Raw genomic sequence first — 18028 nt, 5'->3', positions numbered from 1 at the left:
CCGTCGGCGCCGCGCGCCGTTAACAGGCCGTTATGGACAATCAAACCGATAAGCAAGCGCCTTCGCAAACCCTCCCTTCCCAGGGCGGCGGCCGCTGGTGGCAGCAGGGTAAACCGCCTGACTACCGTTTTTCGCTGGCCAACGAGCGCACCTTCCTGGCATGGATTCGCACGGCGCTGGCTTTTCTGGCGGGCGCGGTGGGCATCGATCAGTTCGCGCTGGGCCTGGGAACGCATGAGGTGCGCGCGGCCCTGGCGGTGCTGCTGTCCGTCATGGCGGCAAGCCTTGGCATCATGGCGTACCGTCGCTGGGCGGCCAGCGAGCTGGCCATGCGCACCGGCGCTTCCCTGCCGCAGACCCCTCTGCTGCTGATGATGGCGCTGTTTGTGGCGGCCGTGGCCCTGGCGTTGACCGTGCTAATCCTGATGCCATGAGCGGACCTCTCTTGCCCGGCGCCGGCGGCGCACCGCCGCCGGACCCCGGCCTGCAGCCTGAGCGTACCTGCCTGGCCTGGTCGCGCACCGCTTTCGTCGCCGCCGTTAACGCCTTGCTGCTGCTGCGCGCGGCGGCGACGGGCGGCAACCGGCTATTGCTGGCCGGCGGAACGCTATTGTTAATCCTGGCGGGCATGATGTGGCTGTGGGGATATGGCCGTCTGACGCGTTCGGCCTGGCAAGGCCGCTGGATGATGGCGCTGACCATGCTGACCGTGCTGTCGGTCAGTGTCATGACCGTGCTGTCGGCGCTGGGCTGAGGAAAAAACCATAATAACCAGCAATGCTATGGAACTGTGATGTTTATCACTGCAGGGTCTTAAGAATAATCTTAATATACACATCATCCTTTACAGAGCTAACGCCTTGGCCCCGGGTCATGAGCGCCGGAGATAAGCGCCGGAAAGGATAACGTCATTTTTTGACGGCCCCGGTGACGGGGCTTTTTTCCTCAGAAAAGCGCATCGGCCACTTACCTCCTCGCAAGAGGGAGTACAGCAAAGGTTGTCGGTGCGCTTCTCTGTCTCTATCGTCCAGTCATCCTCTCCGATCATGCATACATAAACGAAACAAAACCAATAATAATCACGGCGAGCGCTGCGAGAAAAGTAATGTCGTTGGTTTGCATAAGTCACCTCCCTTTCACCTGTCATCATTGTGGCCTTAACAGGAGGAAACGAGTGTGACTGAACAACCACTTTGCTTATGTAATAAGCAAAATGGGGTTAATGGCCGGCCCGCGGGCAAGCTTGCGCGTAGCCGCCGTCATTCCGCCGGGCGGCAAAAAAAAAATCGCATCCGGGAATAATCCGTATCCGCGCGCGTCTTATCCGTACCTATGCACCGCTTTGACGGAGATAAGATGCCTTTCACCCCACGCTGCCGGTGGTCCGCCGCCGGCATACTTGCGGCCCTGCTAATGACCGCCGCCCATGCCCATGGTGATAGTCATGCCGCGGCGGCGGACGCCGATACGGCTGGGGCGGCCACTGAAGCGCCTTTCCTGCGCGAGAATGATGCCGCGATGACGCAAATGATGACCGCCATGACGCTGACGCCCAGCGGCGATGTCGATCGCGATTTTGTCGCCATGATGACGCCCCATCACCAGGGCGCTATCGCCATGGCGCAGGCGGAGCTGCGTTATGGCCGTAACGAGCGGCTGCGCCGCATGGCGCAGGAAATTATCATAACCCAACAGGAGGAAATCACCGCCATGCGCCAGGCGCTGGGGGACCCGTTGCCGGCAAGCGCGCCGGCGCCCGATCTCATCCCGGCAGGCAGCGCGCGCGCCGGACATTAACGTTATAGTTCCCACTGAAAGGACAACCATCATGAAATCATCCTTTATGGCCCTATCGCTGACCCTGCTTACCGCACCGCTGTCCGGCTGGGCAGGGCAGGCGCCGCGCGCCGCCGCAAGCGCCGATATCCCCGTCAGCCATCACGACCGGGTCTACGCCGCCGAACAGTTTTCCAATACCCTTTCGGTCACCGACCCGGCGGACAATACCCTGCTGGGGGTCATTCGCCTGGGCGATCCGCAGCCGGGCAACCTCAGCCCGCTGTATCGCGGCCAGGTGCTGGTGCACGGGCTGGGCTTCTCTCCGGACGGTAAAACCCTGGCGGTGGTCGCCATCGGCACCAATTCCGTGACCTTTATCGCTACCGCCACCAACCAGGTGAAACACACCACCTATCTGGGGCGGGCGCCCCATGAGGCGTTTTTTACCCCCGACGGCCGGGAGGTGTGGGTTACGGTGCGCGGCGAAGATTATATTGCCGTACTGGATGCCGCCAGTTATGAGGAAAAGCTGCGTATCAAGGTGCCGGCCGGGCCGGGCATGCAGATTTTTTCGCCGGACGGCAAATACGGCTATATCTGTTCATCCTTTAATCCTGAAACAGTGGTGGTTTCCGTAGCCGATCACGCCATTGTCGGGCGGGTGAAACAGGCCAGCCCGTTCTGCCCGAATATTGCGGCCACGCCCGACGGCAAACAGGTATGGTTTACCCTTAAGGACTCGGGGAAAACCCAGGTGTTTGCCGCGCAGCCGCCTTTTCAGCTGCTGAAAACGCTGGATACCGGACCTATTACCAATCATGTCAATATCGCGCATAATGCCAAAGGCACCTTCGCGTATATTAGCGTTGGCGGACTTAACCAGGTAAAAGTGTTCCGCACCGATGATTTCACCCAGGCGGCCACCATCGCCGTAGGCAATTTACCCCATGGCGTCTGGCCGTCCGCCGACGGCAGCCGGGTTTATGTCGGCCTGGAAAATGACGATGCGCTGGCGGTTATTGATACGTTAAGCAATAAAGTCACCGCCACCATTCCCATCGGCCAGGCGCCGCAGGCATTGGCTTATGTGCCCAACGCGGTGCCGGAGGGGGACGGCAAGGCCGGTTTACAAACCCTGGGCGTGGCCGGGAAGGCCACGCACCTGGCGCTGCGGCGCGTCGGCGCGGCGGGGGGGCCGGCCCCGACCACGGTATCGCTGTTTGACCAGGGCCTGACGCAGGTGTTGCAGGCGGCGGTGACCGGTTTGGAGCCCAAACAGGCTTATCTGCTGGCATTGGCCACGCGCCCCGACGGCAGCGGCGGGGTACAGCCGTTAAGCGCGTTTATGACCAATCCCGCGGGCGCGGCGATTGTTAACGCCATCGGACCGATTCGCCAGGTCGTCCGCCAGGACCGCAAGGCGGAACGCCGCTATCTGGTGGTGGTGAAAGGGACCGCCGAAAACTATGGCGCGCCGGTGCAAATCCAGGCGTTGTAACGCGCCATGTCATAAAAGGAAGCTGATGACCATGTCCGGGCTTACCGATCGCCAGATAAAGGAAGTGCTGCCGCAGCTGCGGCGCTTTGCCCTGTGGCTGACGCGCAATCCCGCCGGGGCTGACGATTTGGTCCAGTCCGGCCTGGAAAAAGCGTTAACCGCCTACGCGGCCCTGCAACATGAGGACAACCTGCGGGTATGGTTGTTCTCCATTCTGTACCGGCAGTTTATCGACGGGGAGCGCCGCAAAAAACGCTATTTACGGCTGTTATCGCTGTTCAAGAGCGAGGAGGAATACGCCGCCTCGCCGGAGGATCTGGCGCTGACGGATGGCGTGCTGGCGGGGTTCGCCTCGCTTCCCTCCGATCAGCGGGCCATCCTGCTGCTCGTCGCCGTCGAGGGTTTGCGTTATAAGGAAGTGGCCGAGGCCCTGGACATCCCCCTGGGTACCGTGATGTCGCGGCTGTCGCGCGCGCGCAGGCAATTGCACGATTTGGCGGAAGGCACCGCCGCGCCCGTTAATCCGTCGTTAAGGAGATTAAAATGATGACCCGGACGCCCACTGAAAACGATTTACACGCCTATGTGGACAACCAGCTCGATGAGCCGCAGCGCCGGTGGGTCCAGCACTACCTCTCCCGGCATCCCGAGGCGGCGAAAATGGTCGCCGGCTGGCAAACTGAAACCCAGCGGCTGCGGGTCGCCTTGACCCATGACGAATCCCTGACGCAGGCGCCGGACCTCCAGACCCGTCTTGTGCAGGCGCAGGCAATCCGCCGCCGCATCCAGTCCCGGCGACAGACGCGCTTGGCGCTGGCCTTTACGCTGCTTTTTTCCCTGGGTGTGGGCGGTATTGCCGGCTGGCAGTTCCGGGACCTGGAGATGCAGCGCCATGCCTTGCCGATGGAGGACGCGGTACATGCCTACCAGCTGTTCAGCCAGGATAAACTGCCGGTGCTGGACGTGGTGGCCGATAACCGCGGTGACATGGACAATTGGGTCAGCCGCTATTTTATCAATGGCGCCATGCCGCCCAACCTGGAGGAATATGGCTTCACCCTGGTCGGGGGGCGCCTGATGGCGACGGATACCGGTCCGTCGGCGTTAATCGTTTATCAGGATAGCCAGGGGGTGCGGGTGACCTATTATATCCGGCCATCGGGGAGCAACGGCCTGAAGAGCGGCAAACGCGAGGCCGGCAACCTGCTGGCGCAGTACTGGAGCGACAATAAATACAGCTACGCCGTGGTCAGTCCGGTAAACAGCCGCCGCGCACAGCCGGTGCAAAATGCCATCGCCGCCTATACCGCCGCCCATAGGCTCTAAGGGCGGCCGTGCCTGACTAATGCCAGGATTCTGCCTGACCGTCGCTTATCGCCGCCGGCCATGAGCAGCAGTGGCGATCACCTCGCCGCTGAAACCAATAATGTCCGGTTCATTTTATTTCAGTGACGAAGCTATCGCGGCTGCGCCGGACTTTTTTCAGGTTCACCAGCCAGTCACCTTCGGCCGCCCGGTAACCGAGGGGCAGCATAACCACGCTACGCAGGTTCTTCGCCGGCAAACCGAGGATGTCATCGACCGCCGCCGGATCGAATCCTTCCATCGGCGTGGCGTCAACCTCTTCGAACGCCGCGGCAATCAAGGCCGCGCCCAGGCCGATATAAGCTTGCCGCGCGGCCGCCTGATAGTTAGCCTCCGTGCCCCGACCGGCGACGATACCCAGCAACATCTGGCGATAATTTTCCCAACCTTCGTTTTTAAAACCCCGCACGTCGTTGGTAAGGTCGAACATCATATTAACGCGATCGGGCGTGATGTCGTCCCAGGCGGCGAAAACCAGCAGGTGCGAACAGTCGGTAATCTGCGCCTGATCCCAAGCCACGGTGCGAATCTTTGCGCGGATATCCGCGTTGCTGACCACGAACAGCTCAAAGGGTTGCAGCCCGCTTGAGGTAGGCGCCAGCCGCACAGCTTCAATGATACGTTCAAGCTTTTCGGCGGGCACGCTTTTCGTCGCATCGTACTTCTTGGTGGCATAGCGCCATGCCAATCTTTCATTAACGGTGGTCATCTTGGTTTCCTTCAGGTGTGAATGTGCATGCCGGGATTGCGCCCGGGCTTGCGGCGTAGTGTCGGCCCCGGCAACCCCGGGGTTAGCGGCAAAAGGCGAGCTGGCTAAATAATAGCAGCATCACCGCCCCGGCAAAACCATGCCGCGTGCCGAACATTCAGATGTTACCGCAATGGCATTGCGCAAGAGGCGCAGGTTGTTATCGGGTTCATCCCTACCGGCAGTCCACGCCGGGTAATAACGTCCGCATGGCCATCCGCATTTTTTATTTTTGTTTATATTTGATTTACACAAAGTGTGGCATAACCTGCGATTCCGAAATGTATAACACCGGATCCTCCCGGCAACCGGTATAAGTCCTACGTGTAATAGTGTGCGGTAATGATGATAAATGATGATGTGGTGTATTGCTTTCAGGGAGCAGTAACCTGATGTGGTTATTTAAATGGGCGGCAATTCCCCTACTGGCTTTGGGTATAATACCTGAGGCGCTGGCAGTAAATGTCTGTCATGATCCTACGCTGGATAAGAATAAGGGTTTATGGCGGAATTTTACCGCCAATATCGCTAAAACATGGAACGCCTCACCCGACCAGGATATTTATGTGCCGGTAATAACCTGGCATAATCGCTATTTTTATGATGACGAGCATATCCGGCGTTATAATGAGCGTCCCTGGGGTTTGGGATACGGCATTTCACGACTGGACGAACGGGATAATTGGCACGCACTCTATGCCATGGCTTTTAAGGACTCCTTTAACCGCTGGGAACCTTTCGCCGGTTATGCCTGGGAATCGCAATGGCGGCCCCTTGCCGATAACGATTTCAGGCTGGGAGCGGGCTTCACGCTTGGGGTCACGGCCCGGCATAATTGGCGTTATTATCCCATCCCGGCCCTATTGCCGCTGGCGTCGGTCAGCTATCACACTATTACCTTCCAGGGCACCTATATTCCTGGTACGCGCAATAACGGCAATGTCGTTTTTGCCTGGCTGCGCTGGCGTTTTTAACCGACGGCGTCTTTGACCACCCCGCCGGGTGAGGGAGGAGGAGCCGGGGCGATAGACGCGTTCACACCCGTTGGGCGCGTACCAGCGTCAGCGAACTCATGGTCTTTGCCAGCCGGTTATGGTGTTCATCGGTAAAATATTGTTCCTCCATTTCACGCGACGTCAATTGTTCGATGATGTCAAAATGAAACGGCGCCAGGAATTGGGCGGCTTTATCAGCCTCTATACCGAACGTCCAGGCTTCACCGAGTTTCCTGACTGCCGTCACGCATTCTTGCAAACCATATTGGCTATTTTCTCCGGCAATCGCTGCGGTATCCACATAATCAAAAAATACCTGGCTCCCCGGACCGCCGTGCCGGCTAATGGCGGTAAAAATAGCCTCGACCTGTTCCGCTTCCAGATAATAGGTCAGCCCTTCCAGCACAAAAAAACATTTTTCGCCGCGTGGAATTGCACGCTGTGTCAATATTTCGTTTATGCGTTGCCGGGAAAAATCAATGGCGATAAAATGAACGTTGGCCGGAAAATCAATATCTATTTTTTTGAAAATAGCGCGTTTCTGTTGCTGCATATCAGGATGATCGACTTCATACACCTGACAGTGCCTGAGTTGTTGCTGGAAGCGGCAGCACCTGGAATCAAAACCGGCGCCAAGAATAAAGACCTGTTTACAGTCCGCGGGCAGGGTCATGAAAATGTTATCCAGGAAGTTTGTCCGGCCTAAAATATATTCATAAGCGCCGGGCGGTACCGAGGTATTGAACATCTCGTCGTTAAGTAAAAAAGATTTATGCATCAGCGATAAAAATGAGTTCAATGCATAACAGATCATTACCGCAATAAAATCGTCGCCTTTAAAGTGTTGACGTGTTTCGCCGAAAGATTTGGCCCGAAACAGACAGGTCATTTCAGCGGTGGAAGAGAAAAAAAGCTTTTTTTTCGACATAGGCCGGATCCGCCGGTAGATAAAAAGGCATTGGCGCCCTCAGAAATCAGAAAGCATAGTAGCGCTGTAAAAAAGGACAATGTTCCAGATAACATAACGTGAGCGACATCATAAAAGACGCGCAGGCCGCGCCCCGCGGCGCGTAGGCACGGATTCGACCGTGGTGCCGGCCGCGCCGGGGCAGGGTATAAACAGGACGAAAGATGCGTTCCGACTTGCGGCTTGGTTTGTCTGTGCTAAACCTTTAGTAGGCCTAACAAAAGGAGTTCGTTATGAAAAAAAGCTTATATGTTTTATCCGCATGTATGTTCAGCATCCTGCTGGCGGGTTGCGCCGATAATAATTATGCCATGCATACCAACGACGGACGCACCATTGTCAGTGAAGGCAAACCGAAGGTAGATGACCAGACCGGTATGATAAGCTACAAAGATGCTAATGGAACCAAGCAGCAGATCAATCGCAGTGACGTTAAGGAAATGATGGAAATCCAACACTGACGCATAACATCGCGCTAAGACGAAACCCCACCCTGCTGGGGTTTTTTTATGGCCGCAATAGCAGAATGTTATCCTGCTGGCGCTAACGCCGTTTTAATCCGCCAGGAAATCAGCCTGGCAAATCCAGCCATAAGGGCCGGTAATGAGTTAATTCCAGAAATACCATTAAATAAAGCAACCATCAATTTTCACGATCATTTACCCGATCGCTTTGGTATTAAAGATCACTCGCCCAGACTTATTTAAGCGAACGATCCGATGGTGAAAGCGGTATTTCATGCCCGGCCGGCGAAAGATGTCATCGGCAAGCGCGCGGTCCTTTTGACAGCCAGGCCATTCTCACCGCTAAACGCCGTGCAGGGCCTTTTGATATTGACCGGGCGTTACCCCCATAAAGCGCCGAAACCAGCGGGTAAAATGGGCCTGGTCGGCAAAACCGGATAAAATACCCGCCTGGCTGAGGGGGCATCTGTCGCGGATAAGATGCATGGCATAGCGCACCCGGGCCTGGCGCTGGTAGGCGTGGGGCGTCATGCCGTATTCGCGCTCAAACGCGCGCAGCAGGCGAAACGGCGGTATGCCGGTTTGGGCGGCGATATCCATCAGGCTGACGCGATCCCCCAAATGTTCATCCAAAAACGCCCGCGCCCGCCGCACCGCGCCAAGCTCCGGCCCGCCGCCCGGCGATTTGGCGGCGTCTTTAACGTAACGCTTCATCAGCGTGTCGGAAAACGCCAGATAAGCCTGATCGCGAAATAACAGCGATCCCTGGGTCTCCGAGCTGCGGTGTAGCGCATACAAAATAGCGTTAATCTGGGGATCCCTGATAATGGGGCCGGAAATCGTCAAGGCATGCCTGGCGCCGCGCTCGTCAACCAGCTGATGCAGATAAGCGATATCCACATACAGGGTACGCAGGCTCCACCCCTGCGCGGTGATGGGCCAGCCCGCATGGGGTTCGTCCGCGTCAATGGCATACAGATCGCCGCGCCGGGCGATAAATTCATTGCCCCGCGTGCGGATGCGGATATTACCTTCAGTGAGCAGGGCGAAACAGGCCGTATCATGGGTATGCACATCATAGGAAAAATCAACAAATGTGCCGCGCAGCAGCTCGGCCTTCAGGTCGGGCGACCGCCAGACATTGACGTCGGAAGGGTTGAACGGCATGGGGACATCCTCTGGGGCAAGGGGCGCAAACACTCCTCTGTTAGGGTACATCACTTTGAAGAACCCAGGCAACGCCGGCACGCAGGGTCCGCGCCGCCCCGGCGTTTATGCCTGCGGCTATTTTAGCAGCCCGAGTTTGGCCACGATTTTGCTTATGGGCTTACGCTCGCCGACCAGGGCAAGGCCAACATACTGTAGTTCTTCGGTGGCCACGCGGGCTACCGCCTCGCGAAAAGCGGCGTAGTCGGTGGTCTGCTGGCCCTGGACGGGAAAATCAATAATGTCGCAACCCGACCCGGCGCCTTTGGCTCTCAGGGCGGACAGCGTGGCGCGATCGGCCGCCAGAACGGTAATGCCGATGGGGATAAGGCCGGGATGTTCGCACCCGCTGGCGTCGACCAGGGGCAAGCCGACCAGCGCCGGATGGCGCTGGCCAACGGTAAGGGCGATGACGGCGGCGGCGTTTGCCGCCCTGCCCACGGGCAGTTCGCTATCGACCACGATAACGCAGCGTTCGGGTATTTTGGTTGCTTCGGACATGCCTGGGACTCCATGAAATAAAAATACCGCTCTATAATGCGGCGGCCCGTCGCCGCCGTCTTGAACGCTATTGCAGGGAGAGAAGCGCTTGGGGGGAGGAACCGCGTGGCCACGCGCTGAAAGGCCTGCGCGACGGCGGAAATAAGCCGTGGGGTCCGGCGCCGTTAATCGGCAGCTGTGCGGGTAAAATGCCTGTCGCGCCGGCGTGCGGCGCGACAGGCCGGTCCCTCAGCGGCGGATGGCAAAATGCGCCGCTAAGGGGTCGGCCACCTGACGCGGCAGATCGGCCTCCCAGGCCAGGTAGGCGGCGCTGGCGGCGGCATTGCCCTCATGGCGATCGTGCAGCCAGAACAAATAATCAATCTGTTGGCCGGCAGGGGGATCCTGCGGGCTGCTTTGCACCGTTAAGCCGGCGGCCTGCCAATCCTGCGGCTTTCCGGACACGCGTTTGGCATCGAATCCGGCATCGATTAAATCGCGCACCACGCCCTCGGCCAGCGGTCCTTGCCCGGCAAACACCAGGATCTCGCCGGCCGGCGGCAAGTCGGCCGCGATCCGCGATCGGTTTACCCAGCGCGTACCGGCGGGATGCGCCCGGCGGTATTCCCAACTGCGATCGGCGCTCAGGCCCAGGGCGCCGGCGTCCAGCCGTTGCCTGGCCGCCGCCGCGTCGATAACCGGGACGGGCGGCAACGCCAAGGGCAAGGGCGCCGTGGGGTGAGATGCGGTGTTCGCCCCATCGAACCCGGGCAGCACCACCGCGTCCCAGCCGAGCTGCAGCAGCCAATGGGCGGTGGTAGTGGCGCGCACCCCATCATTATCATTAAGCACGATGCGCGCATTGCGCGTGCCCGCCCATTTGTCCAGCGACTGTACCAGCTGTCCGCCCGGCGCCCAGCGGGCGCCGGCCCGGTGGCCGCGCTGATATTCGTCATGATTACGGACATCGAACAGATAGGTGGTGCGCTCCGGGTCCGATTGCCATTGCCCGAGCGTGGCCGCGTCGATAACGTTTACACCGTAGCGTTGTGCCAGCGCGTCCGCCCGTGCGCGGGATGATTGCTGCGCCCGTTTGCTCAGCGGCGGGAAGTAGCGGGCATCGTCCCGTACCGTCGCCAGATCGGCCAGCCGCCAGCCCTGGGTGCCGCCGGACAACGCCACCACTTTATTAGGCACGCCGGCATTAATCAGGGTCTGCGCGCCGATGATGCCGCGCGTGCGGCCCGCGCAGGAGATCACCACCAGCGTCTCGGGCGAAGGCACCAGGTCCTCGAAGCGATAGAGCAGTTCGGCGCTGGGTACGGCGATGGCGCTGGGCACATGGAAGCGGTCGTATTCCTCTACCGTGCGGCTGTCCAGCAGGACGTAATCCTCCTGGCGTTCGATCAGGCGCGCCAGTTCGTCCGGGGCGATATCCGGCGTATGCAGCAGGTGTTCGACAAACTCGGCAAAGGCTTTATAGGGCACGTTGACGCCCTTGAATAACGGGTAACCGCCGCGCTCCCAGGCCTGTACCCCACCGGCCAGAAAATAAAGCCGGTCATATCCCAGGGCGGATAAGCGCGTTATGGCCCGCGCCGTCACATCCTCGTCGTCGCCCAGCAGCACCAAACGCGTGCCGGCGCGGGGCACCAGCGGGGGCAGGGCGGTTTCGAGCAGACTGTAGGGAACGTTAACCGCCAGCAGCGGATGGCCCTCGCCATAGGGGCCTTCTTCGCGGATATCGATAAACGCCAGCTCTTCGCCGTCGTCGAGCCAGTCCAGCAGGGCGGCCAGCGTAACGGGCCGCCCGGCGTCATGTTGTCGTGTCATAAAATGCCTGTATGAAGAAATAATGCGTTAATAACGCAGGCCCGCCTGTTTTAGCAGCGGCAGGATCCGTTGGCCGAAATAAGCCAGCTCGGGTTGATAGTCGACAAAACACAGTTGCAGTCCGTCGCAGCCGATAGCCTTGAGCCGGAGGATTTGTTCGGTGATCTGCTCCGGCGTGCCCACCAGTTGGATATTGCCGCCGACAATACGCTCATCCCGCTGGTGGCCGCGCCAGGACCGGCTATCGCCGGTAGCGTGGGTATGGAAAAATCCGTCCACCGCGCCATGGTCGGCCTGGGCGATGATCGCCTGATATACCGCCTGCGCTTCGGCTTCGGTATCGCGCGCGATAATCATCGGATTGACCAGGATCCGCACGTCGCGGTTGATTGCCTGTGCCGCCGTCCTGACCTGGCGGGTAATATCCGGCAGCGCATCGATGGCCGCCTCGAACGACGCGCCGGCGGGGCTGGTCACGAAAATCAGGTCAGCCTGACGTACCGCATGGGCGATGCCGGCGGCCGAACTGGTGGCGCTGACTATCACGGGCCGGCCATAACGGGGTTTGGGCGTGACAAACGCCTGGTTCAACCGCCACCGGTCGCTGTGGTAATCCAGGTTTTCCGTGCCGGCCCAAAGCTGCTGCAGCAGCGAAACATATTCGTCGGCAAGGGTATAGCGCTGGTCGTGGCCAGGCTGCTCCTGGCCGAACATGGCCCATTCGTCTTTACGGAAACCGGTGACGACGTTCAGGCCCCAGCGGCCCCCCGACATATGATCAAGCGTCGCGCCGAACTTGGCCAAATGCAGGGGATGCCAGGGGCCATAAAAAATATGCACCGTGGAAATCAGCAGGATGCGTTCGGTAATGGCCGCCAGGCCCGCCGCGGTCATCAGGGTGTCGAGCGCCGTTTCGCGATAGCGGATTTCTCCGCCGAACCCGCCCTTTGGCAACCAGTGCGCCGGTCCGAACACCAGTTCAAATCCCAGCGCCTCGGCCTGGCGCGTTAGCGCGGCATTGTAATCGAAGGTCCAGTCGGTGCCCCGGGGATAGGACGACATGGTCCAGCCGCCGTTATGGATGGGTAAAAACAGCCCGAGCATCAGCGGCTGTTTCATGGCTATGCCCAGGGGGCTGTCCGGCGGGAGCGGCGGCAAAACGGGATAATGCATAGGTAACCTCAAATTTTAGTGCCGATCGGGGGCAAACGGTCGTTTAGCACGAAATCGCCGATGAACTTGGTTTTGTAGGCGATGGGATCATGGGTGGTATGCGTGCGCGCATTGCGCCAGTGCCGGTCCAGGTTCAGCGGCTGTATCGTCGCGCCGGCGCCGCCGACGCGGTAGAGCATTTCGCTCACGCGCAGGGCTGCCTGTTCGGCCGCCACCTTGGCTTCGGCGACGGCGACCGAGGCCTCGCCCAGGGCGCGTTCGGCGTCCGCGCCGCGCCAGAATAACGCCATGGCCTGCTCAAGCACGCCGGCGGCGCGCCCAACCATGGCTTCGGCGCCATGAGCCAGCACCGACATTTCTCCCACCGCCTGCTGGACATACGGGTCATCGCCGGCCCGGTCAACCCCGGCGTCGCTGACGGGCCGGGCGCGGTTGCGGCCGTAATCGGCGGCATCCTCCAGCGCGGCCAGCGCGATGCCGGTATCGATTACCGCGTGCAGCAGTTGGGCAAAGGCGCCTTCATACGTGCGGCGGGTTTTCCATTCCGGCAGCGGCAGGATTTCGTCGTCGGCCAGCACGACATGCGTAAAAGTCACGCTGCCGCTGGCGGTGGTCCGCTGCCCCATGCCGTTCCAGTCATCCTGGATATGGACGCCGGCCCTGTCCGCCGGCAGCAGCGCCAGCGCCCGGCCGCCCTGGTCATCATTGGCCAGGACATAAAAATAGTGGGCGAACAGGCTGCCGGTGGCATAGTGCTTGGTGCCGTCCAAACGCCAGCCGGCGCCTTCCCGGACCAGGCGCGTGGCGATTTGTCCGACCGCGCCGGTATGGCGTTCGGCGGAGGCATTGGTGATCAGGGCGCCGTCGCCGATGGCGCCGAGGTAGCGCCGCTGCTGCGCCGGGGTGCCGTAAATGCGCAGCTTTTCGATGCCGCAGGCGTGGGGCTGGATGGCCTGGGCGATATTCGGATCGCCTTTGGCCAGGGGCAGCATCAGGCGCACCCATTGGGTCAGGCTGACCTCGCCGCCGCCGTATGCGCGCGCGACCCGTGCCGCCAGCAGGCCCGAGGAGGCCAGCGCGGCGATTTCCGCCTTGGGCAACAGCCGCTCCTGGTCGCGGCGGGCGGCGCCGGCGCTGAACTGGGCGCTGAATTGCCCGGCCGCCGCCAGTAGCCGGGAAAAAGTTAGCGGGGCATCATCCCCTGAGGCCAGGTCAGTCACGATAGTCGGGCTCGCGCCGGTCAAGCAGACGCCGCAGCGCGTCGAAATGCAGCTGATAGCCGGGTTTGTACTGCGCGCCCGGCGCATCGTGCAGTGGGGTGTTATGAATCTGGTCCTGTACCTTATCCACCTGCTCCGCGCTCAATCCCCGCAGTCGCTGGCCGGTCCACAGGGCAAACAGCTGCACCCGCGCCGCGCGCTCCAGGGTATACAGCCGATCGTAGGCTTCGGCGGTGGAGCGCCCGGTCACCAGTACGCCGTGATTGCCCATAAACAGAATGGTCTTTTCGCCCAGGATCGCCGCCAGCCGTTCGCCTTCCCGCGGATCGCGGGCCAGGCCGTCGTAACCCTCGTCGTAGGCGATTTGGTCGAGCAGCAGCGCCTCGGTCTGGCCGAGCGCCAGCAGATGCTGGCTTTCCAGCCGGGTCAGCGCGCCGGCATAGGGCATATGGGTATGGAACACCGCCTGGTGTTTGGCATGGGCGGCATGGATCGGCGCATGTATACAGTAAGCGGAACGCTGGATGATGCCTTCCCCGTCCAGCTGCGTGCCGTCAAAACCGATGGTCATCAGCTCGCTGGCCCGCACTTCCGACCAATGCAGGCCGAAAGGCGGCAGCAGGAAGCGATCGTCGCTGCCCGGCACCGCCAGGGTGAAATGATTATAAATGCCTTCACTGAAATCGTGCCAGACCGCGAGACGGTGCGCGGCGGCGAGATCCAACCGCGCCTCGTGCCGGGCCGTCGCGCCGGGATCGTTGGCGGAGAACAAACTCATATTATTTTCCTTCAGGTTGCAAAGAGACATCTTTCAGCGACGATAAGGCGCCGTCCGACGCGGTGCTCACGCCGTGAAGCCGGGTGCTGTAGACGGTGAAATTCTGCTGTTCCACCAGGGGAATAACCGGCAGGTCGGTCTGGGCCAGACGCTGGAATTCATGGAATTCGCCCGCGCGCTTGCCGGGGTCTATTTCCACCTGCAGCCGCTCGATAATCCGGTCCATGTTGGGATTGGTGTAATTCGAGGCATTGGACCAGGGCGTGCCTTGGGCGATATTTTTGCTCCAGTAGTGGCGCAGGCCGCCGATCTGCGGGTCCATCATGGGCACCCAGCGGCCGGTCTCGATATCAAAATCGTAATCGCTGTAGATGCGCTTGATAAACGTCGCCAGGTCCTGGTTACGTACCGTCAGCTCAATGCCTATCTTGCTCAGGCTCTGGCGGATAAATTCCGCCTGATTCTTGAAACCGTCGTTGACCGGGAAATAGTCGATGGCGAGGCGGAAACGTACGCCGCCGGCCTTGCGCGGGTAGCCCGCTTCGTCCAGCAGCTTCTCGGCGGCGGCGGGATCGAAGGCATACTGCGGCACGCCGTCGGTGGTATAAAAACGCTTCAGCGACGAGGGAACGGGACCGGTGGCGGGTTTACCCAGTCCGTACCAGACCACGTCCACCAGCGCCTGTTTATCGATTGCCCGGTCGATGGCCTGGCGCACCTTCAGGTTGGCCAAAATGGGGTTGCGCAGGTTGAATTCCAAAAACGTATAGGCCGCCGACGAATCGTAGCCCTGCTTGGTCACCACCAACTGCGGGTTCTGGCTAAGGCGCTTTACATCGGAAAGGGGCACCGAATCATAGGGAGCATACAGCACGTCGCCGGTTTCCAACGCGGCGGCGCGCGATCCCGCGTCGGGGATAATGCTAAAGATAACCTTATCGACCTTGGGCTTGCCGCTGTCCCAATAGTCGGGGTTGCGTTCCAGCGCAATATATTGTCCCCGCTGCCATTGCACAAACCTGAAGGGGCCGGTGCCCACCGGTTTGGCATTATAAGGGCTGGTGCGCACGTCGGTGCCGGCAAACAGATGCGCCGGTAAAATCTGCGCCTCGTTGGCGTTCAGCGAACTTAAGATCACCAGAGAGGGATGTTCGAGGCGAAACACCGCGGTATGGTCATCCGGCGTTTCCACGTCCTTGAGCGCGGCAAACGTGGTGCGTCCGCGCGGATGGACTTTTTTCCATAATTCCAGCGCCGAGTATTTTACATCCGCCGCGGTAAAGGGCTGCCCGTCGTGCCATTTAACGCCCTGGCGCAGGTGAAAAGTGATGCTCAATCCGTCCGGCGCCACTTCCCAGGAGGTCGCCAGGCTGGGCTGCGGCTGCATCTCCTGGTTATAGGACACCAGGCCTTCATAGATATTATTGGAAACCACGCCGTTAGGAAAATTAGTATTAAAGGCGGTGTTCAGCGCAACGGGCTCGGGTTGCACCAGGGCGACCAGATTACCGCCGGCGGCCAGGGCGGGCCAGACGGTCAGGGTAAAACTGATGCCGATAGCGGCAAAAATGATTTTTGGCAAAGGCAGCTGAAAAATAGGCATAAATGATGACCTTACATCCTCGGTAATTATCTGGTCCGGCATGTGGTAATAAAAAAACTTTCTTTCATTAACAATTTGGAAACACCCTAAAATATAAATTAAGGCTGCTTTTAGCCAATGCTTTTTTTGAATTAACTTAGAACCAGCTCAGTAATAAATTCGATAGCACAAAGTTGTCTATAAACAGCAATTATTGATATTTAATTAAGTTATCTTCGCCGGGATAGACTTTCTCCGCTGTTGAAAAACATCGCCTGCACAGATCCGGAACCATTATTTATAATAAAAGGTTTAAACAGATGTTAAGATCATGCCTGTCCGCCTTATCCGTGGGAGCGCTCCTGCTGGCATCCAGTTTTCTGGGCGCGGCCGGGGCGGTGGAACCGGCGCCCGTCAGGGGAGGAACCCTGATTGCCGCTATTTATCCCGAGCCGGTCACGCTGACGGCGACCTATAACAACCAATATGCCAATCGCGTGATTTCAGCCAATATATTTGACGGCCTGGTGTATTACGACGACAGGTTTCAGCCCCAGCCCCGCCTGGCGACTTCCTGGGAAGTGGCGCCGGACGGATTGAGCATCACTTTTCACCTGCGCCAGGGCGTTAAATGGCACGACGGGCAGCCCTTTACCGCGGCGGATGTAAAATACTCGGCGCTGGAAGTCTGGAAAAAAGTGCATTCGCGCGGGCGATCGACCTTCTCGGCATTAAAAGATGTGGAGACCCCGGACAACTATACGGCCATATTCCGCCTCAGCTCACCCTCGCAGGTAATATTAAGCGCGCTGGACGGCGCGGAATCGCAAGTGGTGCCGAAACATATTTTCGACGGCAGCGATATTCGCAAGAACCCTGAAAATGCGCGGCCCATCGGCACCGGTCCTTTTCGCTTTAAAGAATGGAAACGGGGGCAATATGTGGTATTGGAGAAAAATCCCGATTATTGGGATAAGGGCAAACCTTATCTGGATCGGGTCATTTACCGGTTTATCCCGGACGCGGCCGCTCGCAGCGGCGCGCTGGAATCGGGGGAAGTATCCTATATTCCCTATGCCGGCGTACCCTTTTCCGATATAGCGCGCCTGAAAAAAAATCCCGAGCTCAAATTTGAATCCCGCGGCTATGCCTATGCCGCGCAGACCTATTTTATAGGCTTTAACCTGCGATCGGCTGTTTTATCCAATGTGAAAGTGCGGCAGGCTATCGCCCATATCATCGATCGCCAGCGGTTAATCGATACCGTCTGGTATGGGCAAAGCAAGCCGGAATACAGCGTGGTGCCCGCATCCCTGACCCGGTTCTATACGGACGATATTCCCCGTTATGATTACGACGTGGCGAAAGCGGGTAAATTACTGGACGAGGCGGGTTATCCGGTGAAAGCCGGCGGCAAGCGTTTCACCCTGCGTCTGTATACCGATCCCAGCTCCGGCCAGTTCCTGCTGGCGGGAGAGTTTTTGCGCCAGGAATTCAGCAAGATCGGTATCGATCTCGCGTTCTCACCGCTGGATAACGCCACGTTCCTGAAAAAAGTCTATTCGGACTATGACTTCGATATTATTTTCCAGGGCTTCGGCGTGATGCTCGACCCGCAAATGGGGTTGACGCGGGTGTTTGACTCCAAAGCACAATCCCCGGGGGTGCCCTACGCCAATGCGTTCGCGTACTCCAGCCCGGAAACGGACCGGCTGATAGCCGCCTATCAAAATGAGGTCGATCCACAACGGCGCATCGCCATTATTGGTCAGTTTCAACGGCAAACCCTGACTGATTTACCGTTGCTTCCGGTAATGGAAGCGCCTTTTTTCACGGTATACAACCGTAAATTGCACGGACTGGATTTTTCCCCGGCGGGCGCGCACTCCGGTTTTCGCGACGCCTGGATCGCCGAACAGCCCTGATGGCGACGGCGTTGA

Annotated in this window: 19 protein-coding genes; 10 read left to right on the top strand and 9 right to left on the bottom strand. The window is 59.2% G+C overall.

The features are described 5' to 3' along the window. Nucleotides 1-32: 32 nt before the first annotated feature. The 6 genes from ACL2XQ_RS17870 to ACL2XQ_RS17845 all read left to right on the top strand — a co-directional run bounded on the left by ACL2XQ_RS17870 (nt 33) and on the right by ACL2XQ_RS17845 (nt 4603). Nucleotides 33-434: a YidH family protein gene (locus ACL2XQ_RS17870; RefSeq protein WP_410014255.1), complete on the top strand. Its 402-nt coding sequence runs from the start codon at nt 33-35 to the stop codon at nt 432-434. Beyond that, on the top strand, nt 431-754 hold the full coding sequence (locus tag ACL2XQ_RS17865; RefSeq protein WP_413729751.1) for a DUF202 domain-containing protein: 324 nt from the start codon (nt 431-433) through the stop codon (nt 752-754). The genes ACL2XQ_RS17870 and ACL2XQ_RS17865 overlap by 4 nt, the downstream gene beginning before the upstream one ends. Nucleotides 755-1356: 602 nt before the next feature. Then, the gene (locus ACL2XQ_RS17860; protein ID WP_413723309.1) at nt 1357-1797 is read left to right on the top strand and encodes a DUF305 domain-containing protein; all 441 of its coding nucleotides are present in this window, start codon (nt 1357-1359) and stop codon (nt 1795-1797) included. Nucleotides 1798-1828: 31 nt separating this feature from the next. After that, nucleotides 1829-3277 (top strand): YncE family protein, encoded by a 1449-nt coding sequence (locus ACL2XQ_RS17855; RefSeq protein ID WP_413723308.1) that lies wholly within the window; start codon nt 1829-1831, stop codon nt 3275-3277. A 25-nt stretch (nt 3278-3302) separates the two neighbouring features. Continuing rightward, complete coding sequence (locus tag ACL2XQ_RS17850) at nt 3303-3824, top strand: sigma-70 family RNA polymerase sigma factor (protein ID WP_413739516.1); 522 nt, start codon at nt 3303-3305, stop codon at nt 3822-3824. After that, on the top strand, nt 3821-4603 hold the full coding sequence (locus ACL2XQ_RS17845; RefSeq protein ID WP_413732288.1) for an anti-sigma factor family protein: 783 nt from the start codon (nt 3821-3823) through the stop codon (nt 4601-4603). Before ACL2XQ_RS17850 ends, ACL2XQ_RS17845 begins: the two co-directional genes overlap by 4 nt. A gap of 109 nt (nt 4604-4712) precedes the next feature. Here the strand turns inward: ACL2XQ_RS17845 and ACL2XQ_RS17840 are convergent, their stop codons facing one another. Beyond that, complete coding sequence (locus ACL2XQ_RS17840) at nt 4713-5351, bottom strand: nitroreductase family protein (RefSeq protein ID WP_410014261.1); 639 nt, start codon at nt 5349-5351, stop codon at nt 4713-4715. A 431-nt stretch (nt 5352-5782) separates the two neighbouring features. On the opposite strand from ACL2XQ_RS17840, the gene pagP reads away from it, so the two are divergent. Then, nucleotides 5783-6364 carry a lipid IV(A) palmitoyltransferase PagP gene (gene pagP, locus ACL2XQ_RS17835; RefSeq protein ID WP_413739515.1) on the top strand — a complete coding sequence of 194 codons (582 nt, stop codon included), beginning with the start codon at nt 5783-5785 and terminating at the stop codon, nt 6362-6364. A 61-nt stretch (nt 6365-6425) separates the two neighbouring features. Here pagP and ACL2XQ_RS17830 read toward each other — a convergent pair whose 3' ends face one another. Continuing rightward, nucleotides 6426-7313: a class I SAM-dependent methyltransferase gene (locus ACL2XQ_RS17830; protein WP_413739514.1), complete on the bottom strand. Its 888-nt coding sequence runs from the start codon at nt 7311-7313 to the stop codon at nt 6426-6428. A 272-nt stretch (nt 7314-7585) separates the two neighbouring features. On the opposite strand from ACL2XQ_RS17830, the gene ACL2XQ_RS17825 reads away from it, so the two are divergent. After that, a complete protein-coding gene (locus ACL2XQ_RS17825; RefSeq protein ID WP_413723304.1) occupies nt 7586-7813 on the top strand; it encodes a YgdI/YgdR family lipoprotein in 228 nt (75 codons plus the stop codon). A 48-nt stretch (nt 7814-7861) separates the two neighbouring features. Next, a complete protein-coding gene (locus ACL2XQ_RS17820; RefSeq protein WP_410014264.1) occupies nt 7862-8059 on the top strand; it encodes a hypothetical protein in 198 nt (65 codons plus the stop codon). Between the two features lie 99 nt (nt 8060-8158). Here the strand turns inward: ACL2XQ_RS17820 and ACL2XQ_RS17815 are convergent, their stop codons facing one another. The 7 genes from ACL2XQ_RS17815 to ACL2XQ_RS17785 all read right to left on the bottom strand — a co-directional run bounded on the left by ACL2XQ_RS17815 (nt 8159) and on the right by ACL2XQ_RS17785 (nt 16109). Continuing rightward, on the bottom strand, nt 8159-8983 hold the full coding sequence (locus ACL2XQ_RS17815; protein WP_413739513.1) for a helix-turn-helix domain-containing protein: 825 nt from the start codon (nt 8981-8983) through the stop codon (nt 8159-8161). A gap of 117 nt (nt 8984-9100) precedes the next feature. Beyond that, the gene (locus ACL2XQ_RS17810; protein WP_413727965.1) at nt 9101-9523 is read right to left on the bottom strand and encodes a DUF2000 domain-containing protein; all 423 of its coding nucleotides are present in this window, start codon (nt 9521-9523) and stop codon (nt 9101-9103) included. 228 nt (nt 9524-9751) lie between these two features. Further along, a complete protein-coding gene (locus ACL2XQ_RS17805) occupies nt 9752-11335 on the bottom strand; it encodes a rhodanese-like domain-containing protein (RefSeq protein WP_413739512.1) in 1584 nt (527 codons plus the stop codon). Nucleotides 11336-11362: 27 nt separating this feature from the next. Beyond that, the gene (locus ACL2XQ_RS17800; RefSeq protein WP_413723299.1) at nt 11363-12508 is read right to left on the bottom strand and encodes an LLM class flavin-dependent oxidoreductase; all 1146 of its coding nucleotides are present in this window, start codon (nt 12506-12508) and stop codon (nt 11363-11365) included. Between the two features lie 8 nt (nt 12509-12516). Continuing rightward, the gene (locus ACL2XQ_RS17795) at nt 12517-13728 is read right to left on the bottom strand and encodes an acyl-CoA dehydrogenase family protein (protein ID WP_413739511.1); all 1212 of its coding nucleotides are present in this window, start codon (nt 13726-13728) and stop codon (nt 12517-12519) included. Next, complete coding sequence (locus tag ACL2XQ_RS17790; protein WP_410014270.1) at nt 13721-14506, bottom strand: class II aldolase/adducin family protein; 786 nt, start codon at nt 14504-14506, stop codon at nt 13721-13723. Before ACL2XQ_RS17790 ends, ACL2XQ_RS17795 begins: the two co-directional genes overlap by 8 nt. Before the next feature lies 1 nt (nt 14507). Next, nucleotides 14508-16109 carry an ABC transporter substrate-binding protein gene (locus tag ACL2XQ_RS17785; RefSeq protein WP_413739510.1) on the bottom strand — a complete coding sequence of 534 codons (1602 nt, stop codon included), beginning with the start codon at nt 16107-16109 and terminating at the stop codon, nt 14508-14510. 299 nt (nt 16110-16408) lie between these two features. Between ACL2XQ_RS17785 and ACL2XQ_RS17780 the strand changes: the two genes are divergently transcribed. Continuing rightward, complete coding sequence (locus ACL2XQ_RS17780) at nt 16409-18013, top strand: ABC transporter substrate-binding protein (RefSeq protein ID WP_413727969.1); 1605 nt, start codon at nt 16409-16411, stop codon at nt 18011-18013. Nucleotides 18014-18028 lie beyond the last annotated feature (15 nt).

It is taken from the genome of Sodalis sp. RH14, assembly GCF_047324285.1.
Taxonomy (GTDB): domain Bacteria; phylum Pseudomonadota; class Gammaproteobacteria; order Enterobacterales; family Enterobacteriaceae; genus Acerihabitans.
This window is presented reverse-complemented; position numbering and strand designations above follow the sequence as displayed.

Excerpts from the sequence above, each read along its gene's own strand:
- ACL2XQ_RS17810 (WP_413727965.1), bottom strand. The coding sequence starts at position 9,523 with ATGTCCGAAGCAACCAAAATACCCGAACGCTGCGTTATCGTGGTCGAT.
- ACL2XQ_RS17850 (WP_413739516.1), top strand. The coding sequence starts at position 3,303 with ATGACCATGTCCGGGCTTACCGATCGCCAGATAAAGGAAGTGCTGCCG.
- ACL2XQ_RS17860 (WP_413723309.1), top strand. The coding sequence starts at position 1,357 with ATGCCTTTCACCCCACGCTGCCGGTGGTCCGCCGCCGGCATACTTGCG.
- ACL2XQ_RS17790 (WP_410014270.1), bottom strand. The coding sequence starts at position 14,506 with ATGAGTTTGTTCTCCGCCAACGATCCCGGCGCGACGGCCCGGCACGAG.
- pagP (WP_413739515.1), top strand. The coding sequence starts at position 5,783 with ATGTGGTTATTTAAATGGGCGGCAATTCCCCTACTGGCTTTGGGTATA.
- ACL2XQ_RS17800 (WP_413723299.1), bottom strand. The coding sequence starts at position 12,508 with ATGCATTATCCCGTTTTGCCGCCGCTCCCGCCGGACAGCCCCCTGGGC.
- ACL2XQ_RS17845 (WP_413732288.1), top strand. The coding sequence starts at position 3,821 with ATGATGACCCGGACGCCCACTGAAAACGATTTACACGCCTATGTGGAC.
- ACL2XQ_RS17815 (WP_413739513.1), bottom strand. The coding sequence starts at position 8,983 with ATGCCGTTCAACCCTTCCGACGTCAATGTCTGGCGGTCGCCCGACCTG.
- ACL2XQ_RS17805 (WP_413739512.1), bottom strand. The coding sequence starts at position 11,335 with ATGACACGACAACATGACGCCGGGCGGCCCGTTACGCTGGCCGCCCTG.
- ACL2XQ_RS17840 (WP_410014261.1), bottom strand. The coding sequence starts at position 5,351 with ATGACCACCGTTAATGAAAGATTGGCATGGCGCTATGCCACCAAGAAG.
- ACL2XQ_RS17870 (WP_410014255.1), top strand. The coding sequence starts at position 33 with ATGGACAATCAAACCGATAAGCAAGCGCCTTCGCAAACCCTCCCTTCC.
- ACL2XQ_RS17820 (WP_410014264.1), top strand. The coding sequence starts at position 7,862 with ATGGCCGCAATAGCAGAATGTTATCCTGCTGGCGCTAACGCCGTTTTA.
- ACL2XQ_RS17785 (WP_413739510.1), bottom strand. The coding sequence starts at position 16,109 with ATGCCTATTTTTCAGCTGCCTTTGCCAAAAATCATTTTTGCCGCTATC.
- ACL2XQ_RS17830 (WP_413739514.1), bottom strand. The coding sequence starts at position 7,313 with ATGTCGAAAAAAAAGCTTTTTTTCTCTTCCACCGCTGAAATGACCTGT.
- ACL2XQ_RS17865 (WP_413729751.1), top strand. The coding sequence starts at position 431 with ATGAGCGGACCTCTCTTGCCCGGCGCCGGCGGCGCACCGCCGCCGGAC.
- ACL2XQ_RS17780 (WP_413727969.1), top strand. The coding sequence starts at position 16,409 with ATGTTAAGATCATGCCTGTCCGCCTTATCCGTGGGAGCGCTCCTGCTG.
- ACL2XQ_RS17855 (WP_413723308.1), top strand. The coding sequence starts at position 1,829 with ATGAAATCATCCTTTATGGCCCTATCGCTGACCCTGCTTACCGCACCG.
- ACL2XQ_RS17825 (WP_413723304.1), top strand. The coding sequence starts at position 7,586 with ATGAAAAAAAGCTTATATGTTTTATCCGCATGTATGTTCAGCATCCTG.